Source organism: Microcystis aeruginosa NIES-4325 (genome assembly GCF_008974145.1).
GTDB lineage: Bacteria > Cyanobacteriota > Cyanobacteriia > Cyanobacteriales > Microcystaceae > Microcystis > Microcystis aeruginosa_G.
In genome coordinates this window covers 48662-66657 of record NZ_BJKP01000014.1, presented here as the reverse complement: position 1 = coordinate 66657, position 17996 = coordinate 48662, and the positions used below count along the sequence as shown (strand labels likewise).

Here is a 17996-nt window from a genome sequence, read left to right as displayed (position 1 = left end):
TTTTAACCCGTAAAATCCCGACTTTTATTCTTCAAATCGCAGCAGTTTCCGATAAAATCCCTGCGAAAAGTCGGCCGAACCTAGCTGCTTAAAGGTTTTAATCGCATCGATGAGATATTCGATCAACTCGGCGTTAATAATCGTCATCTCATAGCTTAGGTCGGCCTGTCCTTCAAATTGTAAACGACAACGGGTCAATTCCGAGGGCAATTTTGATACATACCAAGAGGCCACAAAGGGAATCCCTTCACTGTTTTCTATGCGACGACGACCTTCTAAAGATCCTCCTTGATACAAAGCGATCGCATAGGGCAGCATACTATGTTTATCCTTGGCATAGTAGGGCATATATACTAGCACATCGGACTTATTAGCGGGTTCTAATTGTTCGATAGTTGGCATAATTAGTTAATTCTTTGGTTCACAGCCAAGTTACCATTGACACTGATATTTTCAATATATTTTAACCCCTTGCCCAGGTAATCTCCCGATCAAGAAAATCGGCAGAATTTACGGGCTAGATCATCTTCCCATATTGAGGTTATCATCGGCTATAACTGGCATACTAACCCGAAAAACTGTGCCGGGGTAGAGGGAACTTGTTTGCTCGGGATTGGGACTGATAAATTCAATCGTCCCCCCCATGCTGGTAATTAATTCTTTGGCGATCGCTAAACCTAATCCTGTACCAGGTATATTTCCCCCTGCTTGCACTCCCCGGTAGTGACGTTGAAAAATTCTTTCTTGATCGCTCCTTGCAATACCATAACCCGTGTCTTTAAAAACAATTTCTACACTATTCTTAACATTTTTTACCTCGACGGTGACTTTTCCGCCGGCAGGAGTGTATTTGAGGGCATTATCAATTAAATTGCTGAATACTTCCCGCAAACTGAGGATATTGGCGCAAATAAGTGGTACATCTTCCCCGTGAATCGTTTCTAGACTGATATTTCTCTCTTTGGCTACAGCCTGGGCCGAAAGGAGCAGCGGATCGAGAAGATCATGGAGATCGATCAGAGTTAGCTGAGTGCTGCCAGCAGGTAAGAGAAAGGCGGTGGGGGAAGATTGCGCTTGCAGGAGAGGAATATCGACAGTGGGGTAATTTTCGCTTTCTTGCTGAATTTGTGCCTCAAATTCGGCAATTAAGTCCCGAACTCGATCGCTTTCTCTCAGGATACCAGCAATGGCGGGATCGTTGCCTTCTTCGGCTAAAAGCCTTTTGAGTAGAAGTTTACCAAAGGTTTTTAAAGCGGTAAGGGGATTGCGGATTTGATGGAGAAAGGTATCGAGGCGCTGACGTTGCCATTGTCGATAATAACGTTCTTCTGCCAATTGGCGATCGAGTACACAGGCTAAAGCGAGGGTTTGGGTGATTTTTTTCATCTGGGTTAATTCCCAACTTTGCCAAGGTCGTTTTTCTCTAGTTGTCACCAATAATCCGATCATGCCCTCTTCATACATTAAGGGTAAAAACAAGCGATGACCGCTGACGGTCTCCTGATTACTCCAGAGGTGGGATAAATCTTCTAACTTAACCGCAGTTAACAAGTCTGCTGCTGGCTGACCTGGTTGTAAGGAAAGCCGTTTTTTTTGGGGAGAAGGGGGATTAAATGGCGGATAAACAACAACTGGAATTAAATTACTCGATAAAGGTTCTGTTAAATAAACCGCACTTCTGTCCGCTTCCATTTGATCCCGCAAAAGTTCCATCTGCACTTGACAGAGGGCAATAAAATCATCACTAAGGGGAGTCCGGGAGGGGGAGGAGAAGATCATACCAAGAAAGTAAAAAGTAAAAAGTCAGAAAACCTAGATACAGCTAGGGTTGCGAGTTTTGTTTCCCAGTTTACACAGGAGAGAATCGCCATCTTCTTGGGTCGAGGGCAGCCAGTAAAAAGCAATTAGGACAAGGGTTTGGTCACTATTTTAGGGGTCGATCACGGTATATAGCGGTTCTCGTACCTGTGCGGCACACTTAAAGCTTTACTGATTAAGCTGTTTAAGGTCGAAAATGTACCTTTTGTGAATGGGAAACGGTATATATTAAAAAAAGTTTAAGAATAATAAGTTTTATATCAGGTTTGGAGGGGGGTGTTTTTGTAACAAAAACTTAAACATACTCTCAGTCTGGCTTCTAGTCAAATTTGTCCGGAATTGGGTTTGTGAGAGACACTTGATTTCTTGGTCTAGAACGGATATAATTGCTGCGGCTTTTGTAACTATCATTACAACGATTAGCCAAAACAGGAGGTAATTGGGTTGGCCAGAAAACGGAAACGTAAAAGTCGCCGTCGTCAAGAAGGACGTAAGATACTTGAACTTGTACCCCAGTATAGTATTGAAAGTGGCGAGGATAAACCCGTAACTGCGGCGCGTAAGTATATTCAAGCTATAGGCATTAGCCCACCAGCTTTATTGATTGTTAAGCGTAACGAGCATACAACCGATCGCTATTTCTGGGCTGAAAAAGGACTGTTTGGAGCGCAATATGTGGAGGAAAACCACTTCCTTTTCCCAAGTTTGCGCGACCTGCAGCCCCAGCCCGTCAAAGCACCGGTAGCAGTTGCTAAATAACTCAAAGGACTATTGATCATATCATGGAAAGTAAACTCGTTTGCACAAAAGTAAACGAGTTTTTTTTGTCTGAGGCCTAGGAATCAGCCATCAGCTTTTCGCTGATGGCTAAAGATAAGCAATCTGAGTCCGAAAAACAGCCGAGTTTTAGGCGACATTACCTGCTGTGGTCGTAATAATTTGACGCACTTGAGCATCGGTCAGATTCGGATTGGCATTCAACATTAGGGCCACCACTCCAGCCACATGAGGTGCTGCCATGGAGGTTCCACTCAAGAAACCATAGCCACCATTAGGGAGAGTAGAATACACTTGTACGCCTGGAGCGGTGACATAGCTCATCGAAGAATTGGAACCAGCACGATTGGAGAAGGAAGCCATCTGGTTAGAACTATTAACGGCACCGACGGCAAGACCCCAAGAGGTGGCACTGGAAGCGGGATAACCGGGTTGAGCTGCCCCCTCATTACCAGCGGCCATAACCACGATAACTCCGCGACTGCTGGCATACTGGAGGGCTGATTGAACCGCACTGTCAGTGCTACCACCCCCCAAACTCATATTAATTACATCAGCACCGTTGTCCACAGCGTAGCGAATTCCTTGGGCAACGCCACTATAGCTGCCACTACCTGAATCGCTCAAAACTTTCACCGGCATAATTCTGGAATTGTAGGCCACACCAGTAGCTCCGAAACCATTATTGGCAGCAGCAATGGTTCCCGCCACATGAGTACCATGGCTGTTACCATCTAAAGTGTTATTATTGCCATTGGCAAAGTTCCAGCCATAAACGTCATCAACGTAACCGTTGCCATCGTTATCAAGACCATCATTGGCAATTTCGCCCCCATTCGTCCAAATATTGCCCGCTAAGTCGGCATGATTGCGGTCAACTCCTGTATCTAGTACAGCAACGACGATTCCTTGTCCTGTATAACCTCTTGCCCAAGCTTCCGGAGCATTAACTAAGTTAACCCCCCAGTCATTAGCACCACCAAAAGTGGGGACATTGGCAAAAGGACTTTCATTCAAGGCGACGGCGACGGCTGCTGCGGCATTAACTAAACCGTATCCTGAAATGGCACTATATCCGGGTGTGACTGTGGCTGTGGTCGCCGACAGGGTTAAGTTATAGTTAGTGTCGCCACTGTAGGGATAAACCCGGACAAAGTAAGTACCCGCATTCAGTTGACGAGTAATACTCTCACTGCTGTTATTGCCATTAGTGGAGCTAGTAATCACACTGCCATTACTATCTAATAAAGACACATCAGCATCGGCACTTAATCCCGTTAAATTCAGGCTAAAGTCGCTAGTAGTTCCTAAACTAAAACGATAGTAATCATTGGTGTCTGTAGAACCAACAAAATCACTATAGCTGGTGGGAGTCGCTCCAATAGTGATATTGCGCGCCGTGGCTAAGGTATTGCCGGCGTTGTCTGGAATCTCTACAGGAGCGGCAGCTAAACTTAAGTTATAGTTAGTGCTGCCACTATAGGGATAAACCAGGACAAAGTAAGTACCCGCATTCAGTTGACGAGTAATACTCTCACTGCTGTTGGCGCCATTAGTGGATCTAACAATCACACTGCCATTACTATCTAATAAGGACACATCAGCATCGGCACTTAATCCCGTTAAATTCAGGCTAAAGTCGCTAGTGGTTCCTAAACTAAAACGATAGTAATCATTGGTGTCTGTAGAACCAACAAAATCACTGTAGCTGGTGGGAGTCGCTCCAATAGTGATATTGCGCGCCGTGGCTAAGGTATTGCCGGCGTTGTCTGGAATCTCTACAGGAGCGGCAGTTAAACTTAAGTTATAGTTAGTGCTGCCTCTGTAGGGATAAACCCGGACATAGTAAGTACCGGCATTCAGTTGACGAGTAATACTATCATTTCTGGTACCGCCATTAGTGGAGCTAACAATCTCACTGCCACTACTATCTAATAAGGACACATTAGCATTGGCACTTAATCCCGTTAAATTGAGGCTAAAGTTGCTGGTGGTTCCTATACTAAAACGATAGTAATCATTGCTGTCTGTAGAACCAACAAAATCGCTGTAGGTGGTGGGATCCGCTCCAATTGTGATATCACGCGCCGTGGCTAAGGTATTGCCAGCTAGGTCAACAGAACTGGAAAGACCCGCAAAACTACTTTGACCCGTTAAAAAATCACCGCCGTTACGCCAAGAGGAAAGGGATTGGGATGATTGCCAGCGATTTTCTAGTCCTAGCTGGTATTCTTCCACAGAGTTGCTTAAAAAGCCAGAATCGATGCCCTGGAGACTTTTGCGGAAAACAGGGGTAATCAAATCGGAGCGTCCTAAACCTGATTCCACCACAAGGGTTGGTAACTGGAAGATATCATCTAAAACATTGCTGTCTGATAGGTCGAAACTTTGGTCAAGCATATTTTTTCTCCTTAAGTGCTTTAGATGTGAGGTCAGGGGTTGGTTCCTAACTGTCGATACTTATTTCTGGGGAGTTGGGGATTATTTCGATCTGCGCCCTCCCTTTACCGTCGTATAGTATATAAGTCAGGTGAAAACTTTGACTGACATATACTGGGGGTGCGATCTAATCGTATGCAGTTAGTGGCTATGGGGGGAAACATTGATGAGTTATTGCCCGCTAAAAATTTCTCAAAATCTGAGGAATCTAGACCATCTATTATATATAGCGTTTCCTGTTTGCAAGAGGTACATTATCGGTGATGAAAGGCTTAATCAACGAAGAAGGTTTAACTATGCGACCTAGGTGTGAGAAACGCTATGGTTATAGGGGTCGTGTGGCGGCAAATTTATCTATCATGGTGTTCTGGTAGTTTTTTAGTGATTAAATGGCTGAGACAACAGTCAAGAAGATATTATCAGACAGACAATACTTGTCAGCTTTTGGGTAAGTCTCCAAAAGAGTAGGCCAATTCAAATCTGAATTGCATTACTGTCCGAGTTTATACGCCAATTCAAATCTGGATTCCACTACACTCTGATCTTATTCCACAGAATACCTTGAATGGGGTTTGATAGTCAAGACGTTTTTGGGGACGTATGAATTATGCATTATGAATTATGAAGTGGGGTGATGGGGTGATGGGAGAAGGGAGCTTTTTTTCAGTGATCAGTAAACAGTAATCAGTGAACTGAAAACTCACATCTGACCCCTGAATACTGACTCCTGACGGCTGACAGCTAACGAATGTTACAATTGTTACAACATCTTGACATTAATTCTGATATCCTGACAATGTGTCAATCTGTGCAGTAATGGGGCAGAAATTCAAGTGGTATCGATCCATATTTCTATTGTTGAGGGCAACCCGCACTTGCGATCGCTATTAGCTTGGCATCTGCAACAGGCCGGTTATTTGGTCAATCAATCGGCAACCCTGCAAAGTGCGCGTCAAGCTTTCCTTCATCGTCAACCAACCTTAGCAATTATCGATTCCGACTTGCCCGACGGGGATGGAATCGAACTCTGCCGTTGGCTTTATCAACAAAAACAGTCTTTAATACTGATTCTCTCGGCCCGCAATGGCGAAAAAGATGTGGTCAATGGTTTAAAAGCAGGGGCCGACGACTACCTGAGAAAGCCCTTTGGAATGCAAGAATTTATGGCTAGGGTAGAAGTGTTAACTCGTCGTTTAGGCAGTAGGGCTGCTCCGCTACACTTGGATTATGGGCAATTAAAAATAGATTTAGCCCAACGACGGGTACAATTTCGCGGGGAGTATATCGAATTAACGCCCCAAGAGTTTAGCCTACTCTACGTTTTAGCCCAAGCGGAGGGAACACCCCTATCAAGAGCCGATTTACTGCGTCGCGCTTGGCCCGAGGAAATCGATAATCCCCGGACAATCGATACTCATGTTCTCTCTTTGCGGAAAAAAATCGAAACCGATCCCAGACAACCTAATTTGATTCAAACCGTCCGCAACGTCGGCTATCGTTTTAATCTAGAAATGTTGGCCGAGATGAATTCAGCTTTAGAAGCTAATATTATTGCCTCCACCAAGGGCAATCATAACGGTCATTCGATTAATAAAATTCCTGCTCACAATGCTAGTCGTTAATTCTGGCTTTGTCCGACTGATTAGCAGATGTTTTGCCGAAATCGTCTCCTAAACACTTAATCGAAGCGAGGAGACGAAGGGCGAGTTAAACCGTAGTCACCATTGACCGATCCGCTTGTCGCTGAAATTCCGTCAATAAACGCCGGAATTCCTCGCCGTCAATAGTTTCCTGTTCAATCAGTATATCCACCAAGCGATCAATCGCCACACGATTGTCAAGGATAATTTTTGTTGCTAAATCGTGGCATTGCTTGACAAGTTCCCGCACTTGTGCATCGATTTTCGCCATCATCGCGAAGGAATGGTCGGCATGATAACTGGCACCAGCGCCACCGAGATAGGAATTGCCCTCCTCCTCTAGGGCAATTAATCCCAATTCCGACATTCCCAGACGCGTTACCATCTGTCGGGCCAGATAGGTAATTTTTTCAATATCATTACCAGCCCCGGTGGTCACTTCATCCTCACCGAAGATACATTCCTCCGCCACCCGTCCCCCTAATAATCCCGCAATTCGGGCTAATAACTGGGAACGACTGGTTAAACCCTGTTCCTCATCGGGAGTGAACCAAGTTAACCCCTGCGCTTGACCCCGGGGAATCAGGGTGACTTTTTCCACTTGATCGTGACCGGGACAGAGAGTACCGACAATCGCATGGCCGACCTCATGATAGGCGATCAAACGCTTGGCTTTACTATCGACTAAAGCGCGCCCTTCCATACCGGCCACAATCCGATCGATCGCATCGTTGACTTCCGCCATGGTAATGGCCTCTTTCCGCCTTCTAGCGGTAAAAATCGCCGCTTCGTTGAGCATATTAGCCAAATCTGCCCCAGTAAAACCGGGTGTGCGACGGGCGATCGCCTCCAGAGCCACATCAGCAGCCACCTTTTTATCGCGAGAATGGACTTCTAAAATGGCCAAACGTCCCTTAAAATCTGGATAATCCACCACTACCTGTCGATCGAAACGACCCGGACGCAAAAGGGCTGAATCCAAAACATCGGGACGGTTGGTGGCGGCAATGACGATAATGCCAGTATTTTCCTCAAAACCGTCCATTTCCGTCAATAATTGGTTCAGGGTTTGTTCCCGTTCATCATTACCTCCCCCATAACCGACCCCTCTTTGACGACCAACGGCATCAATTTCATCGATAAAAACCAAACAAGGGGCATTTTCCTGGGCTTTTCGGAACAGATCTCGCACTCGCGACGCACCAACCCCGACAAACATCTCCACAAATTCCGACCCGGAGATGCTGAAAAAAGGCACTCCCGCCTCTCCTGCGATCGCTTTAGCCAGCAAAGTTTTCCCCGTCCCCGGTGGACCAATTAATAGGACTCCTTTGGGGATTTTTGCGCCAATCGCCGTAAATTTTTCTGGTTGTTTGAGGAATGTTACTACTTCCTGTAGATCTTCCTTGGCCTCATCCACACCCGCCACATCATTGAATTCTATGCCGGTTTTCGCCTCCATCTGAAACCGCGCTCTTGATTTACCGAAGTTCATCGCTTGACCAGAAGCATTAGCGGAACGACGGATAATAAACACCAACAATCCCAAGACGATTATAATGACTAACAGGTTAGTGAGAACATTGATCAAGGCCGAATTGTCAGTGCGAGGGAGAATACCGTACTCAATTTTCTTAGCATCCAGTTTCTTGATTAATTCGGGATTTTGGTCAAATAAATTGACTTCTTTCGCGGGCTCCTTGTCCGCTTGACCGACGAGGGTAACTGCTGCTTGCTGCAAAGAAGGATTGATTTCCACCTTTTTTACCTTTCCTTGCTCGATTTTCTCTAACAATTCACCGTAGGTGAGGGTATTTGGGGTTTTTTGACTCCAAGCAGCTGTGACATAGCCAAAGGTTTGCAGAATCATCCAAGTGGTGACAATCCCTTTCCATGCTGGCCGATGACCACGATTCTTAGCTGACTTGGCTCTAACTACGGTGAGCGGAGATTTTTGATCCATAATTGACTCTATATTTAGTTACCCTGTATTCATTGTGACAGATCGACTCGATCGTGACCACTGTTCTGTTTTTCCCCCGGCACGACCCTGATGGCAAATAGTGATGACGGTTTTTTGCTATACTGTATTCAGCTAGGTGGTCTAACAACTGCCTATCCCAATCACTAACAGTTTAGGGAAGTGGGTTTCGCCCGCTTTTTTTATTGTCCAAATCATGACCCATCCGCTCATCCCCGACCTGCTGCACCTAGCCACCCCTATTGCTGAAAACTTGGGGCTAGAAGTGGTCGATATCGTTTTCCAAACCAATAAAAGGCCTCCCGTCCTGCGCGTCGATATTCGCAATCTTGCGGGAGATACCGGTTTAGAGGACTGTGAGCAGATGAGTCGGTCTTTAGAAACCGCCCTCGACAGTCAAGAAATCTTACCAGGTGCCTACGTTTTAGAAATATCTAGCCCGGGCATTTCTCGACAACTGAGCAGTGAGCGCGAATTTCAGTCTTTTAAAGGTTTTCCCGTCATCATTACCGGCCAGGATAGCCAGGGAAAACCAAAAGAATGGCGCGGAAAACTGCAAGGTAGAGATGAGAAATCTATTTATCTTAACCAAAAGGGTCGCTCCCTGACCATCGATCGCACCACTGTCATCAGCGTCCGTTTAGATGAGCAGCGCAGTAATCAGTAATCAGTAATCAGGGATAAAGATGAAGATAAATAACTAACTAACTGATTAACTTAGAACTTACATCTGATAACTGATTAACTTAAAACTTACATCTGATAACTGATACAAGGCTGACGGATAAAAAACCAATAACTCAAAAGTAAGGAGAAAAAATAATTATGGCTACTGTTAATTTGCCCGGGTTAAAAATAATGCTCGAAGAAATTAGCCAACGACATAATCTGCCCAAAAATGCTGTACAGGAAGCCTTGCGTGAAGCACTGATCAAGGGTTACGAACGTTATCGACGCGCCCAAAGTTTAGAAAAAGCCGCTCAATTCCATGAAGATTATTTCAATAACTTTGATGTGGAATTAGACGTAGAAGAAGAAGGCTTTCGCATTCTTTCTACTAAAACTATTGTGGAAGAAGTGACCAATCCCGACCATCACATCGGTCTCAAAGAAGTGCAAGAAGTGGCCGATGAGGCCCAATTAGGGGATGAAGTAGTTCTTGATGTCACCCCCGACCAAAAAGAATTTGGTCGCATGGCGGCGATTCAAACTAAACAGGTTTTACTGCAAAAACTGCGGGATAACCAACGCAAAATGATTCAAGAGGAGTTCCAAGATCTGGAAGGAACCGTTTTACAGGCCCGGGTCGTCCGTTTTGAAAGACAGGCCGCTATTGTCATGGTACAAAGTACCTACGGTCAACCGGAAGTGGAAGCAGAACTACCCAAACGGGAACAGCTGCCCAACGATAACTATCGCGCCAACGCCACCTTTAAAGTGCTGCTCAAAAAAGTCTTGGAAGGTTCTCACCGTGGCCCGCAATTAATTGTTTCCAGAGCGGCGGCGGGCTTGGTAGTATATCTGTTCGCCAACGAAGTTCCCGAAATCGAGGAGGAAATCGTGCGTATTGTCGCCGTCGCCCGGGAAGCCAATCCCCCCTCCCGTCACGTTGGTTCGCGGACAAAAATCGCCGTCGATACCCTAGAGAGAGACGTGGATCCGGTTGGGGCCTGTATTGGGGCCAGAGGTTCGCGGATTCAAGCCGTGGTGAACGAATTGCGGGGGGAAAAAATCGACGTGATTCGCTGGTCTCCAGATCCCGCCACCTACATCGCCAATGCCCTTAGTCCCGCCCGTATTGACCAAGTTTTGTTTACTAATGCCGAAGAAAGACAAGCATTGGTACTGGTGGCACAGGATCAATTAAGTTTAGCGATTGGCAAAGAAGGGCAGAACGTGCGTCTAGCCGCCCGTCTGACGGGCTGGAAAATCGATATTAAGGATATAGCCCTGTATAAAGGAGAACAAGAAGTAAAAACCGATGAAAACGACCCAGAAGCTCAGGATTTAGACCAAGAATGAACCCCTTCGTCAATTATCGACGCTGTGTTAGCTGCCGTCTCTTCGCCCCGAAAGAATCCTTTTGGCGAATTGTCCGACTACACCCGTCCGGACAGATACAATTAGATCAAGGCATGGGAAGATCCGCCTATATCTGTCCGCAACCTAATTGCCTGCAACTGGCCCAGCAAAAAAATCGTCTCGGACGCGCCCTAAAAGCCAATATTCCCGAAACGCTTTATGAATCCTTGCAAGAGCGCATCGGGACTGCCAAGCAAGGGGGTCCAAATCAGGATTAAAATTGACGATCATAGCCACAAAATCGTTAGCATGGAAAGGGGGCAGTCCTGACAGGATCAAAAAATCAGCCAACTTATAGGATCACTAACACTTTAGCCGGGGGATAATGGATGAGTAACGCGAAAGTCAGAATTTACGATTTATCAAAAGAATTGAATCTAGACAACAAAGACATTTTGGATATCTGTGACCAGTTGAACATCGAGTACAAGAGCCACAGTAGCACGATCAGCGAAGAGGATGCCCAACGCATCAAGGCAATCGCTGCGAAGGGAGTTGTTTCGAGTACCAGTAGAAATAGCACGGGTCAGCGCGAATCGGTTAGTCCTGCCGAAGAAAAAAAACAAAAGATTTTAGCCCTGCATAAACACAACCGCCCCGAAACTGGCGAAGAAGGAGAAAGCTACCCCAGTCCAGCCGGTTCCTCAGCCAAACCGACTTTAATCAGTCCTCCCCGTCCCCCGGTTAAACCCCTCGTTGCTGCCCCAGGGCGCGACGGTGCGGCCGAAAAAACCCCCCCCACCGCTGCACAGATGCCATCTCAGTCCGCCAGTGTTAAGGAAACCCCGACCGAAACCCCGCTAGTGCCAGAATTATCCCCCACCTTAATCGCCCCACCTAATCGACCCTCCCTCACCCCGAAACCACGCCCGGGCAGCGCCTCAGGCCGGCCAGAACCCCGACCTAAAAATGCCCCAGGCGGTAACGACAAACCCCGAGGAGAAAAACGCGAGCGCGGCGAGAGCGAAAACGCCCCTAGTCCTGAGCACCGGGGCAGCATAGCCAAACCAGAAAAACCCACCCTCAACCGCAAACCCGAGGGAAAACCAGCCAGAGAAATACGGGAGACCGTCGAATTGAAGCGCCCAGTTCGCCCAGGAATACCCGCTAAAATCTCGGCTACTGGCGAGCAAGAAACCGACACTACCAAGAAAACTGGAGTTGATGGCACAGAAATCGACACAGACACTGGAATACTCGGAGCAGACGGGCTAAAAAAACTCAAACGACCCACCATGCCCCCACGCATGGCCAAAAAAACAAGCTGGGAAGAAGAAGAAGAAGAAGAGAAAAAAGCAGCCAAAACCGCCAAAACCGCCGGCAAAAACAAACGCCGCACCCAAGCCCTCATTGAAGAAGACGACGATCTAGAAACAGAACTGTCCGGGTTAATCAATACCCCCAGTTTTACCCTGTCCACCGCTCGTCCCCCCAAACCCCCCACCGCTAAAGCCGCCACCCCTGGCGGTCCCACAGCAGTCAAAGTAAAACGGCCCAGTAAACCAACCGCCCACACCAGCAGCCCCAAAAGCGATCGCCAAGAAACCCAAGAAGAAAAACGTCCAGAAAGCATCATCATCACCAGCAGTCTCACCGTGCGCGACCTATCAGAAAAAATGAAAGTCCCCGAAACCGAGATCATCAGAACCCTATTTTTAAAAGGGATGGCCGTTAACATCACCCAAACACTCGACATAGACACCATCGAGATGATCGCCAGAGACTTCGAGATCGCCGTAGAAACCCCCAGCACCCAGTCAGCGGCAATCAAAACCACAGAAATGATCGACATCTCCGACCGGGAAAAACTCCAGCGTCGTCCCCCCGTCGTCACCATTATGGGTCACGTTGACCATGGCAAAACCACCCTCCTCGACTCGATCCGCAAAACCAAAGTCGCCCAGGGGGAAGCCGGCGGCATCACCCAGCACATCGGTGCTTACCACGTCGATGTGGAACATAACGGCAAACCGGAACAGATTGTCTTTTTGGATACCCCCGGCCACGAAGCTTTTACCGCCATGCGGGCCCGCGGGGCGAGAGTCACCGATATAGCGGTGCTGGTGGTGGCCGCCGATGATGGCGTACAACCCCAAACGAAAGAGGCAATTAGTCACGCCAGGGCTGCCGAAGTCCCCATCTTGGTGGCGATTAACAAAGTCGATAAACCCTCGGCTAACCCCGACCGGATTAAACAGGAATTGACCGAACAGGGACTGGTGGCCGAAGATTGGGGCGGTGAGACGATTATGGTTCCCGTGAGCGCCCTGCGGGGTGAAAATCTCGATAATCTGCTGGAAATGATCCTCTTGGTGGCAGAAGTGGAGGAATTGGTCGCTAACCCCGATCGCTTGGCCAAGGGAACCGTGATCGAAGCTAACCTCGATCGCACCAAAGGTCCCGTAGCCACCCTGCTCGTCCAGAACGGCACACTCCGCGTCGGAGATAGCATCGTCGCTGGTTCCGTTTTCGGCAAAATTCGGGCTATGATCGATGACCGCGGTCAAAAAGTCGAAGCCGCCACCCCCTCCTTCGCCGTGGAAATCCTCGGTCTTAGTGATGTTCCGGCCGCCGGCGATGAGTTCGATGTCTATGAAAGTGAAAAAGAGGCCCGATCGATCGCTGATCAACGGGCGATCGAACAACGCAATACCCGATTACAACAAGCCCTCTCCTCCCGACGCGTTAGCCTTAGCACCCTCTCTATCCAAGCGCAAGAAGGACAACTCAAAGAACTTAATCTCATCCTCAAAGCAGATGTACAAGGTTCCGTCGAAGCCATACTCGGCGCACTCAAACAGTTACCCCAAAACGAAGTCCAAATTCGCGTACTCCTCGCCTCCCCCGGGGAAATCACCGAAACCGATGTAGATCTAGCCGCCGCCAGTGGAGCAGTAGTAGTAGGCTTTAATACCACCCTAGCCAGTGGAGCCAGAGCATCCGCCGATCGAGAAGGAGTCGATATCCGCGATTACAACATCATCTACAAGCTTCTCGATGATATTCAAGGGGCCATGGAAGGACTTCTCGACCCCGAAGAAGTAGAAGAACACCTCGGTTTCGCCGAAGTGCGCGCCGTCTTCACCGTCGGTCGTGGGGCCGTAGCAGGCTGTTATGTCCAATCCGGCAAACTGGTGCGTAACCGCTTCCTGCGCGTGCGGCGCGGCAAGGAAATTGTTTATCAGGGGGTTCTTGATTCCCTCAAACGGATGAAGGAAGATGCCCGGGAAGTAGCCACCGGTTTCGAGTGCGGTGTCGGTGTTTCTAAATTCAATGACTGGAAAGAAGGCGATATTATCGAAGCCTACGAAATGGTCATGAAACGTCGCACTTTATCCAGTTAATTAGACGGTCACCTTCAGGCTTCGGCCGTGAGCTCAGGCTTCGACGGTGAGCTCAGCCGAACCGCCGAACGGAGTCAGGATTCGGGATTCAGGCTTCGGCCGTGAGCTCAGGCTTCGACGGTGAGCTCACGCCGAGGTCCGAACGGAGTCAGGAGATTATTTTTATTTATTCTCCCCACTTCCCCACTTCCCACTCCCCACTTCCCACTTCCCACTTCCCACTTCCCTATATGAAATCAGAACCCTTTTTGTGGATTCATCTGGCAGGGTTAGCGGCCTTGCCAATCTTTTTACAAATCGCTTGGATTGGTTTAGCTGTGGGCGATCCTCTGCCTTTTCTTTGGCTAGAATGGCTATTTCTAGGAGCGATCGCCATTGTCCCCGTCTTTTGGATGCAGTGGACAAAACCCTTTGATATCTTTAGTCTTTTGTTGGTCGCCCTAAAACCGAGTCAACTCACCCCTGAACAGTTAAAAATTCTCTCTCTTTTTCAACGTCCTCGCCATCGTCTTCTTACTCTTTTGGGAGTCCTCCTCCTAATTCTCATCGCTTGGCCCATCTATAATTTTGCCCCTCTAGCGGCTGCCGTGGCCGCCTATCTCCCCCAATGGCGGCTTTTAGGTTTAGTCATTGCGGCGATCGCTCTCCTCTTAAGTCACCTGTTTCTACAAGTTCCTCTGAGTGTTCTTGGGGTTTTAGCCACGAAGGAAAGTGACTGGACAGCCACCGAAGCTTTAGTTATTGAGCGTATTCCTGAGTTATTTACTATTGTTGGTCTAAAAGTTAATAAAATTATCTAAATTAGCTAAAATGCCGACAATTTCTGCGGTTCGACAGGCTCACCGTCCACTAGGAATGCAGGATTGATCGCCCGTTTAAGGGTTGAATATCCCTAGTATTACGGGGAAAAATCTCGGCCAATTGTTGCAGTTGTTGGGGAGAAATTTCGATCGCATTTTGCCAGACTAACCAGAGAACATCCTCGCTACAGGGAGGAGTGGACAAAGACCCCCGATATTCATAGAAACCGCTATTTTCTGGCAGTAAAAGCCCGGCATTGACCCAAGTATCGGGGATAATCATTTCAGGAGAAGGTTCTCGGGGCAAATAATCCCAAATGGTTTGTAAATAGGGATTATTTGCCCCAATTTTGGCTAAAATGCCCACAACTGCTAAATTTCCCCTCTCATTCCCATGCACTAAATGAATTTCCAGAGGGAAAGACTGACCTTTAATCTGATGTTCGCTGGGGTGATGAAAATGGAACTGCAATAAATCCCAGTTTTCGCCGTGAAAACTCATATTTCCACCTTTTTTGGTCTGAACTAAGATTGTACGACCGTTATGCCGAATTTTTAGCGGCACAGGACGATAATTAAAGGTGGGTTGGTATAGCTCTTTTTCAGTCACTATACTCAGATCGATCGGTGTTTGTTGCTTTCCCGTGCTGCAGAGGCGATAATTCGTTGATAATTCGCCCCAATGGTCAATATTTTGATAATTCCAAGTAAATTCTGGATTAATAGCCCCAAAAAGAGCCTGAGAGCCAATAAATTGCAGTAATTCTCGTCTATACATGGGATTCAATTCAGCAAACCCTAATTAGAAATTTTCTTGGGGATTTATGCCCAATTCCCGCAGTTTAGCCGCTAATTTTGCGGATTTCTGCCTTTCCTGTTGGACTTGATTTTCTGCTTCTACAGCCCGATTTTCTGCCTGTTGTGCCGCTTCTGCGGGAGTGGGTACTAATTCGCCTTCGGGGGTAAAATAGCGCAATTTATTGGCGAATAAACCCAAATATAAGCCTAATTGTTGACTCCAGAGCCATCCCTGCGGATTGGGGGCAATCGGTTGATATTGACCGCTAATTAGGGTAAATCCTTCAAATTCTAAGCTTTCTGGGTCAAACCAAAAATAATCGGGAGTGCGAAATATATCTTGATAAATTTGTTTTTTCTCCTCTCGGTCAACTTTGGCGGTACTATCGGAGAGAATTTCGATAATTAAATTGGGATATTTGCCCTCTTCTTGCCAAACTACCCAACTTCTGCGGTTGGGGTTGGGATTTGTCCCCAAAACGACGAAAAAATCGGGACCACGAAAGAATTCTGACTTTTTCTGGTTAGGACTGTAATAAATGGTTAAATTGCCGGCGGCAAAATAATCTTCTCGCTCGCGCCACCACCATTCTAAACACTGAATTAATAAAATAATTTGTTGTAGATGTAGGTTACTTTCCAAAGGGGGTTCATCACTCCAAAATTGGCCTTCTGGGAAGATTATCTCAGGGTTTACATGAGACTCGACTAGGGGTAAGCTTTCAGCGATAGTCATGGTTTTCCAACAGAGATAGGTTGATAATTAATTATAAACTAAATTTGTTACAGCAGTTAGCAATCAGTCCTCAGCCCTTAACTATTTCACTGTAGATTTATCAATGTTTTAACCTTGCGAATCATTGCTATCTCTGGGAAGTTGTTGATATTTTTTCTATTCGATTTGATTAAACTAGACCTACCTTTTCTCTAAAATTAGTAAATATTCGGATTTCATGCCATCAGGATTTTTATTCTTGCGAGATTTGAATAACTGTCTGGTTTTAATTCTATCCTCAAAGACAGTATTAAAAATAAAGCCATTTTCCTGAAAATATTCCCCTAATATTCGCCAAGTTTCTACTTCCACTCCATCCACTTTCGGATTACCGACAAAAATGCAAGCTTTCCCAGCTTGTTTTAATTTTCTGGTGGCATTTTCTAAAGCGTTGATGGTGTGACAAAAGTAGGAATCGAGTATTTTATGTAAATTCTCTTTCTCTAAACTCGATCTCACCTGATTTAAGGTTTCAGTTTCTATTAATCTGGTAGCCTGTCGGTAGGGAATTTCTAGCTTAGAGATTTTTTGCACTTCTTTTTCTGTATATCCTAACCAATATAAATCTAGTTTTGCTGTTCTGATATATTCTTGTGCTTGCAGATAGGGGGGTGAACTAATTAAACAATCTAACTCTAGATTTTGCTCGATCTCAAAAGTTGCACTATCTACTCCTCCATAAAAAAGCACCTGATTATAATTGCGCCAAGTTACGGTAATATATTGATTGACGCTGGTTAAAGTTTCAAAAGTCATCTCTTTAATTGTCTGTTTTAATTCCTCTTGCCAATCTCTTTGTAATATTTCCTGTATATCTGATTTTTTGTATTTCGATTGAAATAATTTAGGTTTGGTATGTTCTGCATAGGAAAACTGTTTACTAACTTTTACTAAAACTGCTTGAATTATCTGGGAGTATAAATCAGGTTCTAGATTTTTTTGACCTGCCCAAAGTTTCTGTAAAACTGCTAAAATCTCCTCTGGATACCAATAGTTTAAATTTGACCACTGAGGGATAAATTTATCCTTACTGGCAAAAACTTCTAAGATTTTTTTATCTAACTCTGAGTAACTCAATGGTTCTTGGTGTTCTGTGATTTTAATCGGTATAATATGGTTTAAAAGATAATTAAGATCAGTTAAAACCGCATTTCTTTGAGAAAGTTTAGCCTCTAAACCCACCGTACCCGAACCAGCAAAAGGATCGATAATCCAATCATCCTTTTTAGTGTAATTATCAAGACAAAATCTCACCACTTGAGGAATAAATTTGGCGGGATAATAATAGATGCCATGGGTTAGATAACTGGTGCTGGTGATTTCTGGTACCAAATCTCGAAAAGAAACTAATCGCGGGGTTCCCTGATTAAATTCTTCTAAATTATTAGAATCGAAAAGTTCTAGCTGCATGATTCGGCTATCAATTCTGCCTAGGGTGGACTGGCCAATTAAAATAAAGATTAAAACCTTAGTTGATCAGTATTCTAACTTATCGTCCCCCAACCTAACCGAGAACTCAACTTTTTTGCTTTTTACTTTTTA

The 17996-nt window shown here is 46.0% G+C and carries 14 protein-coding genes; 7 read left to right on the top strand and 7 right to left on the bottom strand.

Annotated features, from left to right (window positions below):
* Positions 1–24 precede the first annotated feature (24 nt).
* The gene (gene ebsA / locus MiAbW_RS09995; protein WP_151695998.1) at positions 25–402 is read right to left on the bottom strand and encodes a type IV pilus biogenesis protein EbsA; all 378 of its coding nucleotides are present in this window, start codon (positions 400–402) and stop codon (positions 25–27) included.
* Positions 403–522: 120 nt separating this feature from the next.
* Complete coding sequence (locus tag MiAbW_RS09990) at positions 523–1779, bottom strand: GAF domain-containing sensor histidine kinase (RefSeq protein WP_151695997.1); 1257 nt, start codon at positions 1777–1779, stop codon at positions 523–525.
* 483 nt (positions 1780–2262) lie between these two features.
* Here MiAbW_RS09990 and MiAbW_RS09985 point away from each other — a divergent pair, with 483 nt between their 5' ends.
* Positions 2263–2577, top strand: a complete 315-nt coding sequence (locus MiAbW_RS09985; RefSeq protein ID WP_004268081.1) for a DUF3155 domain-containing protein — start codon at positions 2263–2265, stop codon at positions 2575–2577.
* A gap of 147 nt (positions 2578–2724) precedes the next feature.
* Here the strand turns inward: MiAbW_RS09985 and MiAbW_RS09980 are convergent, their stop codons facing one another.
* Positions 2725–4995: a S8 family serine peptidase gene (locus MiAbW_RS09980; protein ID WP_238707235.1), complete on the bottom strand. Its 2271-nt coding sequence runs from the start codon at positions 4993–4995 to the stop codon at positions 2725–2727.
* 872 nt (positions 4996–5867) lie between these two features.
* Between MiAbW_RS09980 and MiAbW_RS09970 the strand changes: the two genes are divergently transcribed.
* Entirely contained in the window at positions 5868–6656 is a 789-nt protein-coding gene (locus MiAbW_RS09970; RefSeq protein WP_151695996.1) for a response regulator transcription factor, read from the top strand.
* A gap of 85 nt (positions 6657–6741) precedes the next feature.
* On the opposite strand, the gene ftsH is transcribed toward MiAbW_RS09970, so the two are convergent.
* Positions 6742–8637: an ATP-dependent zinc metalloprotease FtsH gene (gene ftsH, locus MiAbW_RS09965; RefSeq protein ID WP_151695995.1), complete on the bottom strand. Its 1896-nt coding sequence runs from the start codon at positions 8635–8637 to the stop codon at positions 6742–6744.
* Positions 8638–8851: 214 nt separating this feature from the next.
* Here ftsH and rimP point away from each other — a divergent pair, with 214 nt between their 5' ends.
* The 5 genes from rimP (at position 8852) to MiAbW_RS09940 (ending at position 14881) form a co-directional block, all read left to right on the top strand.
* Positions 8852–9322: a ribosome maturation factor RimP gene (gene rimP / locus MiAbW_RS09960; RefSeq protein WP_151695994.1), complete on the top strand. Its 471-nt coding sequence runs from the start codon at positions 8852–8854 to the stop codon at positions 9320–9322.
* Between the two features lie 158 nt (positions 9323–9480).
* Positions 9481–10677, top strand: coding sequence for a transcription termination factor NusA (gene nusA / locus MiAbW_RS09955; RefSeq protein ID WP_151695993.1), 1197 nt, complete (start codon positions 9481–9483; stop codon positions 10675–10677).
* Positions 10674–10955 carry a YlxR family protein gene (locus MiAbW_RS09950; protein WP_151695992.1) on the top strand — a complete coding sequence of 94 codons (282 nt, stop codon included), beginning with the start codon at positions 10674–10676 and terminating at the stop codon, positions 10953–10955. Before nusA ends, MiAbW_RS09950 begins: the two co-directional genes overlap by 4 nt.
* A gap of 111 nt (positions 10956–11066) precedes the next feature.
* Entirely contained in the window at positions 11067–14081 is a 3015-nt protein-coding gene (gene infB, locus MiAbW_RS09945) for a translation initiation factor IF-2 (RefSeq protein ID WP_151695991.1), read from the top strand.
* Positions 14082–14311: 230 nt separating this feature from the next.
* The gene (locus MiAbW_RS09940) at positions 14312–14881 is read left to right on the top strand and encodes a low-complexity tail membrane protein (RefSeq protein WP_151695990.1); all 570 of its coding nucleotides are present in this window, start codon (positions 14312–14314) and stop codon (positions 14879–14881) included.
* A gap of 49 nt (positions 14882–14930) precedes the next feature.
* Here MiAbW_RS09940 and MiAbW_RS09935 read toward each other — a convergent pair whose 3' ends face one another.
* From MiAbW_RS09935 to MiAbW_RS09925, 3 genes are all read right to left on the bottom strand, one after another.
* On the bottom strand, positions 14931–15659 hold the full coding sequence (locus MiAbW_RS09935; RefSeq protein WP_151695989.1) for a carbonic anhydrase: 729 nt from the start codon (positions 15657–15659) through the stop codon (positions 14931–14933).
* Positions 15660–15683: 24 nt separating this feature from the next.
* On the bottom strand, positions 15684–16415 hold the full coding sequence (locus MiAbW_RS09930; RefSeq protein ID WP_151695988.1) for a Uma2 family endonuclease: 732 nt from the start codon (positions 16413–16415) through the stop codon (positions 15684–15686).
* Positions 16416–16595: 180 nt separating this feature from the next.
* Positions 16596–17864, bottom strand: a complete 1269-nt coding sequence (locus MiAbW_RS09925) for a DNA methyltransferase (RefSeq protein WP_151695987.1) — start codon at positions 17862–17864, stop codon at positions 16596–16598.
* Positions 17865–17996: the final 132 nt, after the last annotated feature.

Bases quoted from the DNA above. Each gene is read 5' to 3' on its own strand.
- ebsA (WP_151695998.1), bottom strand. From the start codon at position 402: ATGCCAACTATCGAACAATTAGAACCCGCTAATAAGTCCGATGTGCTA.
- nusA (WP_151695993.1), top strand. From the start codon at position 9,481: ATGGCTACTGTTAATTTGCCCGGGTTAAAAATAATGCTCGAAGAAATT.
- MiAbW_RS09950 (WP_151695992.1), top strand. From the start codon at position 10,674: ATGAACCCCTTCGTCAATTATCGACGCTGTGTTAGCTGCCGTCTCTTC.
- MiAbW_RS09925 (WP_151695987.1), bottom strand. From the start codon at position 17,864: ATGCAGCTAGAACTTTTCGATTCTAATAATTTAGAAGAATTTAATCAG.
- MiAbW_RS09980 (WP_238707235.1), bottom strand. From the start codon at position 4,995: ATGCTTGACCAAAGTTTCGACCTATCAGACAGCAATGTTTTAGATGAT.
- ftsH (WP_151695995.1), bottom strand. From the start codon at position 8,637: ATGGATCAAAAATCTCCGCTCACCGTAGTTAGAGCCAAGTCAGCTAAG.
- MiAbW_RS09940 (WP_151695990.1), top strand. From the start codon at position 14,312: ATGAAATCAGAACCCTTTTTGTGGATTCATCTGGCAGGGTTAGCGGCC.
- MiAbW_RS09935 (WP_151695989.1), bottom strand. From the start codon at position 15,659: ATGTATAGACGAGAATTACTGCAATTTATTGGCTCTCAGGCTCTTTTT.
- MiAbW_RS09990 (WP_151695997.1), bottom strand. From the start codon at position 1,779: ATGATCTTCTCCTCCCCCTCCCGGACTCCCCTTAGTGATGATTTTATT.
- MiAbW_RS09930 (WP_151695988.1), bottom strand. From the start codon at position 16,415: ATGACTATCGCTGAAAGCTTACCCCTAGTCGAGTCTCATGTAAACCCT.
- rimP (WP_151695994.1), top strand. From the start codon at position 8,852: ATGACCCATCCGCTCATCCCCGACCTGCTGCACCTAGCCACCCCTATT.
- infB (WP_151695991.1), top strand. From the start codon at position 11,067: ATGAGTAACGCGAAAGTCAGAATTTACGATTTATCAAAAGAATTGAAT.